Below are 6,974 nucleotides of genomic sequence, written 5' to 3' on the forward strand. Positions count from 1 at the left end.
CCCGCCAGACGACCGTGTATTTTCCTTCCGGGGCGTCGGCTTTGACGGCCTGGGTGACGTGGTTATCGACGATGGCCACGGGCCCATCGGCCTGGTCGGTGCCCTTAGAATCCTGCACCCGGATGACGGATCCGATGGCAAGGGGGGTGTGGTCGAAGGTCAGACCGATCCTGGCGGGCACGGTGCGGATCGTGGAGCCGTTGGCCGGGTCGGTGGTCTCGAGGACATCGTGGGCCTGTGCCGCCGCGGCGGGAACCATCAGGAACGCTGCCGTGACCACGATCAGCAGGCATCGCCCAAGCGTGCGTCTTGGCCCGCGAGGGTGTGTTGTTTTCATGAGGGGTCCTTTCGGGAGCGGGATCCGTGGGGCTGTGGCGGGACGGTGCCCACCCCGCCACAGCCCGGGCGGCGTCCTTACTTTTCGGCGGTCCGGGTGCGCCGGCCGGCAAGGACCAGTCCCAGCGCGGCTGCGCCGAGGACGAATCCGGCTGCCCCCAGGACAACGCCCCACACCGAAGCTCCGTCGCTGGAAGCCTTCGAGGTCCGGGCCGCGGCCGCCGGGGACGCTGCAGCCGGAGATTCAGCGGCTGCTCCRTCCTCGGCGGTGGTGGTGAATGAYGGGGCCGGGTGCTTGGGTTCAGGCTGGCCCTGAGCGCTTTCCTCATCCCAGTTCACGACGGTCCCGTCGGTGTAGGTCTGGGCGGCTTTCAGGGTCACGGTCGTGCCCGCTGCCGGTAGCCTGCCAACGGAGAGGGAGAACGCCTGGTATTCGTTCTGTCCGAGCTGGTGTGTTGCGTCGGCGGTCCAGACCACGGAGCTCGGGGCCTTGGTGACTGTCGTTCCGGAAACGGTGACCGGCTTGGGCAGGTCGCTGGTGATGACCTGGACGCTCCAGCCCTCGACAGGTTTGACCGAGACCGAAGTGAACGGGGTATCGGTGGGCAGTTTGACTTCGAGCTTGCTGGTCTTCGCGGTCGGGGATTCGTTCGGGACGTTGAACGTCAGGTGCGTGTAGCCGTTGGCGCCAGTGTCGTCAGGGTTCACGGTGACGTGGGCGGAAGCGGCGGTGGCGCCCAGGACGATCATCCCCGCCGTTGCGGTGGCGGCGGTGAGGGTTTTGAGGGTACGACGGATTGAGGTTTTATGAACATGCCTTCCAAAAAGTGGGTGCGCGAACGGGCCGCTCGTGCGGCGGCGCATATGAGAGGGTCACGGCTGATCCCCCGACACCGGAGTTTCTGCCTATGGGATGGGCAGGGTCCGGCCGGGTCAGCGGCGTAGGGTCAGGTCCCGCTCAGAGAGCGGGCTGAACGCCCGGCGGCCTGCGCAGGGCAGGCAGCCGGAGGTTTCTCCACCGGGAAGGAATGAAGGTCAGGCGCGGGGCCGGAACGTGCGGCCAGTCAGGAATGACCACCGCTGTCAGGATCCGGATCAGGGGTCTCAGCCACGCGGCCAAAGCCCACACAGCTGCCTCGCCCCGGGCCAGCACCAGGGCGGTGGCCAGAGTCGCTGCGGCGTGCAGGATCAGCATCAGCGACCCCGGGGCTGCGGCGTGCAAGCCGAAAAATGGGCAGGGTGGAGGGTCGCGCGGGCACCGTCCGGCGCACTTCTTCCAGCGGTATCAAACAAGAGCGAAAGAACTTTGCTGCTGTCCGTTGGATCCTACGTGCCCGCTCCACCGCCGCAACCGTCCTGCGGACGGCAGCGCACCGGAGGGCTCGCGTCGGCGCTGCGCTTTTTTCCTCCCACAAGCCACCCGCTGCTTGCCCTGCGGGTTGCCCCGGCTCCGTCGGACACAGCTACGCGATGCTCCGCCCGCAGGCAAAAAACATGGTGGGGGAGAGGGAAGCCGGTACTCCAGGCACCCGCCCCAGCGAAACGGAGCATCACCACATGAACACCCAAACATTGACCCACGCGACCACAGGCGACACCGCCGAACCGGTCTCCGCCCCTGTCCTTCCCGCCGACGACCGGGCGGGGGACGGCTACGACTGGATGGACACCCTCGAGGGCACCGGCTGGTCCGTGCTGCCGAACTGGGGCAGCGAAGGATGGGACGCCGGATCCTGGCCGTACATCATCTTCGCCGTCGCCCGCACCCGGGACGGCAACGGGGAACTGTTCAGTTACGGCACCTACGTCGAGGGCGACACCTCCACACACTGGTTCCGGTCCCAGGACGCCTGCTTCGAAGCAATCACCGCCGAAGTGTTTTTCCACTGGGCCTCCGGCCAGTCAGACGGCCCGGAGAACCTCCCGGCCACGGCCGCCGAATTGCCCGCTGAGGACCGGAAGCCCTACCCCGGCTGGGCGGACTAGAAAACCCCCGGATGTCCCGGCCGCCAACCGGCCGGGACATCCGGAACCGCACGCCAGCATCCGTTGACAACATCATTGAGATTCCTTCGGATCGTACGTGCCCGCTCCAGCCCGTCTAGCCCCTCCTTCGTCGGGGCCTGCGGTGCAGGAAATGTCCCTCCGGCGCTCCTTCGTCGCTTATTTCCTTCGGGAATTTCCTTTCCCTTGCCCTGCGGGTAGACAGGCCTCCGTCGGGCRCAGCTCCGCAAGCTCCGCCAGCAGCCAAAAAACAACTGTGAGTCTTTACGTGGCTGGTCTGGGACTAGCTGGCAGTGTTGATGCCGGTCGTTCTGCCTGGCGCGTGACTCGAAAAAACAATTGCCCCCAGGGTGCGTTTCCCCCGACCTGTCCGCGCTGGGTGGAGCGGCCGGCGTTGACCTGTCTCACGTCGGTGGCTTGATTAGAAGCTTGCCCAGCCTCTTGAGGTTGTGGCTCATCACAGTTTTGCCTCGAAGTGATACTTCCCAGGTCCAGTGCCGGTCGCTATGCGGCCAGTCTTGCCCGTTCGTCATCGGCGTGGACTGCCACGCCCGCACCCACACCTACGCCATCATCGAGGCCAGCACCAAGCGACGTATCGCGTGCGAGCAGTTTCCGACCACCCCGGCAGGGATTTCCCGAGCACTTGCCTGGGTAGGCCGACGGACAGACGGCGATGTCGCCTGTCTATGGGCCGTCGAGGGTATCGGCTCTTACGGGGCGCGCGTGGCCAGGGCAGTAACCGATGCCGGCTATGACGTCGCCGAAGCTCCACGGATGAACGCCCGCGGGCGCCGGGGAATCGGCAAATCCGACCCGCTGGACGCCGCAGCCATCGGAACCGCAGTCCTGGCCTTAGAGGAGTCCCAGCTCCGAGCCCCGCGCCGGGATGAAGGAACCCGTGCCGGGCTCAGGATCCTGAGCGCAGCCCGGGACCAGTTGACCCGGGACCGAACAATGAATGTCAATGCACTCATCGCCTTACTCCGGGCACACGATCTGGGAATCGACGCCCGCAAACCTCTGGTGCCGGCCCAGATCGCCACGATCACCAGATGGCGGGAACGACAGGAGCAGATCGAACTGTCCATCGCGCGCGGGGAAGCAGTTCGGTTGGCGCGGCGCGTTCTCGAAGTGACCACCCAGCTGGCTGCGAACCAGAAGCGTATGACAGAGCTGATCCAGGAAAGCCCAGCGGCGCCGCTGTTGGAGATGGTGGGCGCCGGGCCGTCACGGTCGCTGCTGTCCTGACAGCTTGGTCGCATCCAGGAAGGGTTCGCAGTGAAGCTGCTTTTGCCTCAATGGCAGGGGTGAATCCCTTGCCAGCCTCAAGCGGTAACACTGTCCGGCACAGGCTCAACCGGGGCGGTGATAGGCGCCTCAACCGAGCCTTGCACACCATCACCATGACCCGAATGGTGCACGACCCCGGAACCCGGGACTACGTCGCCAGACGCGCCCAAGAAGGCCGCAGCTACCGCGAAATCCGCAGATCCCTCAAGCGCTACATCGCCCGAATCCTCTACCGCCAGCTCAACTCCCTTTACGCCACCGCGGAACTAGCCCCCCACGTTGCCGGGGCAGACGGTTCAGGTGGTCCGGCACCATTTGAGGGGCCTTGAAGTGAAGACTTGGCTACTGCCCGGGACGGTTGGGAACGTCGGCGTCCCAGGTCAGGTCTGCTCCCTCATTCAGGGGCAGCGCTTCGATGGCGGGGTCCCGCACTAGTGCCGATACGAGTTCATGGCTGCCGGCGACCACTGTGGAGTCGAAGTCTATTTCCGTCACCATGACCCAACTTCTGTCAGCTGGCCACAGGATGCTCGGTGACTGCGGAAATTGCGGGGAATGGTGCCATGGGACATGATTCACCCACCCGGGGTCACGGTAAAACTGTGGCGCTGCATTGAAGAGGTAGTGGGCGCGCCCCGGCAGGTTCAGTGTTTCTCCGTTGACCACCTCTGCCGGTAGAAGGCCCGAACCAGGTCCCGTGTTCAGTGCGGCAGAATCGGAGGTATTTTCCACGGGAGTCCTGTCGTCTGAAAAAGTGAGCTGGGCATAGCCGATGGAACTTGTCAGGCCTCCCCATCCTTCCCATATGGCGGTCACGCCCTTGGTTGGTGTGGAGGTGTGTTCACAGAGGCGGGCAGCCACTGCTGCCAGTGTGTCCGGTGCGAGGTTGCCGGTTAGGGGTTCCGAATAGCGCCAGCCCTCGCTGTCGAATGTTTCCTGCCGGCTCGGTGCTTGCCCAAGGAGTCGGTGGAATTGGGCCAACGGGTGCATCTTGGTCCCGAACGCACCCGCCACGGCTGACCAGCGGACCTGTTCCTCGTCGAGGGGGAAGACGTCCGTTACGGGATGTCCGTGCCACGTGCCGGTGTCTTGCGGGCGGTCCCGCGTCACCGGATGGAAGATCCTGGCGTAGGCGGGGAAGCCCCGTGGCACAACAGCGTGCATGTCATGCCACACGGTATCCATCAGAGGCTTGAGCCATTCACCGGGCGCAGCATTGGGCAACAATTTCATGGCGCCAGCCTAATAGTCGGCACGGGGCAACCACGGGCAACGGTTGCGAAACACAGCCGGATTGAAGCTGGCGCGAGACCGTGATGGCGCACCAGCGTGGGCAGTGTCCGATAAGGGATCGTTGATCGGCCGCTCAGCCGGTGTTAGCGTGAGGGCGATTGGGGGAGGAACAGTGCTATTACTCGGGTGGGGCTTGTTGGAGCGTTTCGTCCAGGCCGACGTTGCGATCCGCACGACGGCCAGCGCGGGTGTGCCTCCGGTACCGGCTCTCGTTCTCGTTGCTCTGGTCGTTGCCCTGGCAATCCTCATGGCGCATACTTTCCGCGCTCTGCTCTGCACCCTTCCGGCTCCAGGGGCCCACTCTGTCGCGCTGGGTCAGCGTGACCTGCACGGTCCAGGCTTCCTATCTTTGGTTCTATCCGCACCCGTCGGTGGGACAGGTCCCCGCGCTCCGGGCGGACGTCCCCGTCGCCCCGGGAGCCTCCACGCAGCCCTCTAGAATCCGACTCCGACTGATTCCGGCACTCTAGCCGTACACGGCTGGAACGTGCCTCCGCGTTGCGTGCGCTGCCCCTCCCGGACGACCTTCAGAACACTTCTCTGACTGCCGCCACAAGGAGCTCATCGCCATGTCCCCCGATACCCTTTTCTCCTCACTCCCACTCCGAAGCAAGCCTCCGAGGTACCGCTGGCCGGCGCGCCGCCGCCTTGGACTGCTTTGGAGGCTCGCGCGTCGGCTCTTTCGCCGTGCGGCTATGCGAGCCACTCTGTTCGGCGGGTGGGTCTGGTTCGCGGCCGGCTCGCTGATCGGATTCGAGGCGTTCGACATCGTCTTCGGCACGTTCGCCCTCGCCCCGGAGCTGCTCCCGCTCGTCATCCTCGGGCTCGCTCTGACCTGGTATTTCCGCGGTCAGTTTCGAAGGTTTTCGACGCGTGCCCGCGCGTATCGGCGCCTCCGACGCCTACGTGCCGATCGCAGCTGACTCTGCCGGCAGGCCCAAGGTTCTGTGGACGCCTTGGCGCCCGATAGGGAATCCTTCAGCGGGCGTACTTTAACTACGCCGCTATGCTCACGGATGTTAGCCTTTCATGCGTGCCGTTGCCACCGCTCGGGTTGGGATCCTCGGCGCCCGTCCTCAACCGTGTCGTCCCTTATGAACGACGCACAACAGCTTCTGAAAGCTCGTTCGGGGTGCTTGATGAGACTAGGACAGCGGTACCTCCGCGGGCGTTGATACGCACGGAGGGGCCCCCACCAAGTAGCCAGTCGTCTTATTCGGCAGTATGCGCAAGCCCATTCCCTCGCGGATTCCCGTGGTCCGGTCGGGGGCAGCCCCTGTTATCTGGTCATAGAGGATGGTCGTCGTGAAGACACCCGCGACCCGAATATGCACCCCACGCACCACAAGGTGCACGACCGCTCGCATCAAAAAGACGGCAGTGAACAGAGCTGCAAGCAAAATCGCGAGGACCAGGCTCGTCACTATCGGGATCTCAGCGCTCAACGGAATCACAACCGCAGACGTCGTGAGCAAGCCGAAAATGAGCACACCCACCCGGTATGGACCTGGCATGCGTGTGAAGAATGTTAGATCCGAAACGTCGTGTCCTTCGTTCACCCCTCTATCGTTGCCGGAAGCGGTTCGGCCGTCCAATCAACTCACGTCCAGTCCCATCGCAAGGACCCCCCACCGCATCAGCAAGAGTAGAGGCGCCGAATTCGTCCTTCTACGGCTGCCCGTAAGCCGATCCTTTAGCGGGCGGTGCAGTCAACCAGCCTTAGCCTGAGGGCGTCAACAAAAACGGGGTTATTCCCCTCAGGTTGCTGTGGACTGGCTGGTGTCGGCGTGGTCGGTGGTCAGCGGCGTTGGCTTGAAACCTTTGACGATCAGCCAGATACCTAGGGACAGTTCGAACACGGCGACGGGCAGTGCGGCAAGAACGGCGATCGGGGACACCGCGCCGTAGGCGCCGAAGTAGATTGCGATGTCAGAGGCCAGGAGCAGCGGGGCGCCGATGAATGCGATGATCGGCAGGATCCGGGGCACCAGGGCAGAGCGGTAGAGTACGTAGCCCAGGAGCAGGTCGCAGGCCGCGGGCATCAGGCT

7 protein-coding genes and 1 pseudogene are annotated in these 6,974 nt (G+C 64.5%); 3 read left to right on the plus strand and 5 right to left on the minus strand.

The annotated features are described in order from the left end of the window. The 3 genes from AC1DHD_RS12555 to AC1DHD_RS12565 all read right to left on the minus strand — a co-directional run. On the minus strand, positions 1–337 hold a 337-nt coding region (locus AC1DHD_RS12555), incomplete at its 3' end, for a copper resistance CopC family protein (RefSeq protein ID WP_476880035.1). Between the two features lie 77 nt (positions 338–414). Beyond that, a complete protein-coding gene (locus AC1DHD_RS12560) occupies positions 415–1,086 on the minus strand; it encodes a YcnI family copper-binding membrane protein (RefSeq protein ID WP_476880036.1) in 672 nt (223 codons plus the stop codon). Positions 1,087–1,294: 208 nt separating this feature from the next. After that, entirely contained in the window at positions 1,295–1,558 is a 264-nt protein-coding gene (locus AC1DHD_RS12565) for a hypothetical protein (RefSeq protein ID WP_476880037.1), read from the minus strand. Between the two features lie 335 nt (positions 1,559–1,893). Between AC1DHD_RS12565 and AC1DHD_RS12570 the strand changes: the two genes are divergently transcribed. After that, the gene (locus AC1DHD_RS12570; protein WP_476880038.1) at positions 1,894–2,322 is read left to right on the plus strand and encodes a hypothetical protein; all 429 of its coding nucleotides are present in this window, start codon (positions 1,894–1,896) and stop codon (positions 2,320–2,322) included. A 483-nt stretch (positions 2,323–2,805) separates the two neighbouring features. After that, positions 2,806–3,962, plus strand: a pseudogene (locus AC1DHD_RS12575) (IS110 family RNA-guided transposase). A 13-nt stretch (positions 3,963–3,975) separates the two neighbouring features. Here the strand turns inward: AC1DHD_RS12575 and AC1DHD_RS12580 are convergent. Continuing rightward, on the minus strand, positions 3,976–4,866 hold the full coding sequence (locus tag AC1DHD_RS12580) for a hypothetical protein (RefSeq protein ID WP_476880039.1): 891 nt from the start codon (positions 4,864–4,866) through the stop codon (positions 3,976–3,978). A gap of 755 nt (positions 4,867–5,621) precedes the next feature. On the opposite strand from AC1DHD_RS12580, the gene AC1DHD_RS12585 reads away from it, so the two are divergent. After that, positions 5,622–5,849, plus strand: a complete 228-nt coding sequence (locus AC1DHD_RS12585) for a hypothetical protein (RefSeq protein WP_476880040.1) — start codon at positions 5,622–5,624, stop codon at positions 5,847–5,849. 834 nt (positions 5,850–6,683) lie between these two features. Here AC1DHD_RS12585 and AC1DHD_RS12590 read toward each other — a convergent pair. Continuing rightward, positions 6,684–6,974 (minus strand): DUF4386 domain-containing protein (locus AC1DHD_RS12590; RefSeq protein ID WP_476880041.1); only part of this gene is annotated, 291 nt, incomplete at its 5' end.

This window comes from Arthrobacter sp. 05L45_2 (genome assembly GCF_056397525.1).

Excerpts from the sequence above, each read along its gene's own strand:
- AC1DHD_RS12585 (WP_476880040.1), top strand. The coding sequence starts at position 5,622 with ATGCGAGCCACTCTGTTCGGCGGGTGGGTCTGGTTCGCGGCCGGCTCG.
- AC1DHD_RS12580 (WP_476880039.1), bottom strand. The coding sequence starts at position 4,866 with ATGAAATTGTTGCCCAATGCTGCGCCCGGTGAATGGCTCAAGCCTCTG.
- AC1DHD_RS12570 (WP_476880038.1), top strand. The coding sequence starts at position 1,894 with ATGAACACCCAAACATTGACCCACGCGACCACAGGCGACACCGCCGAA.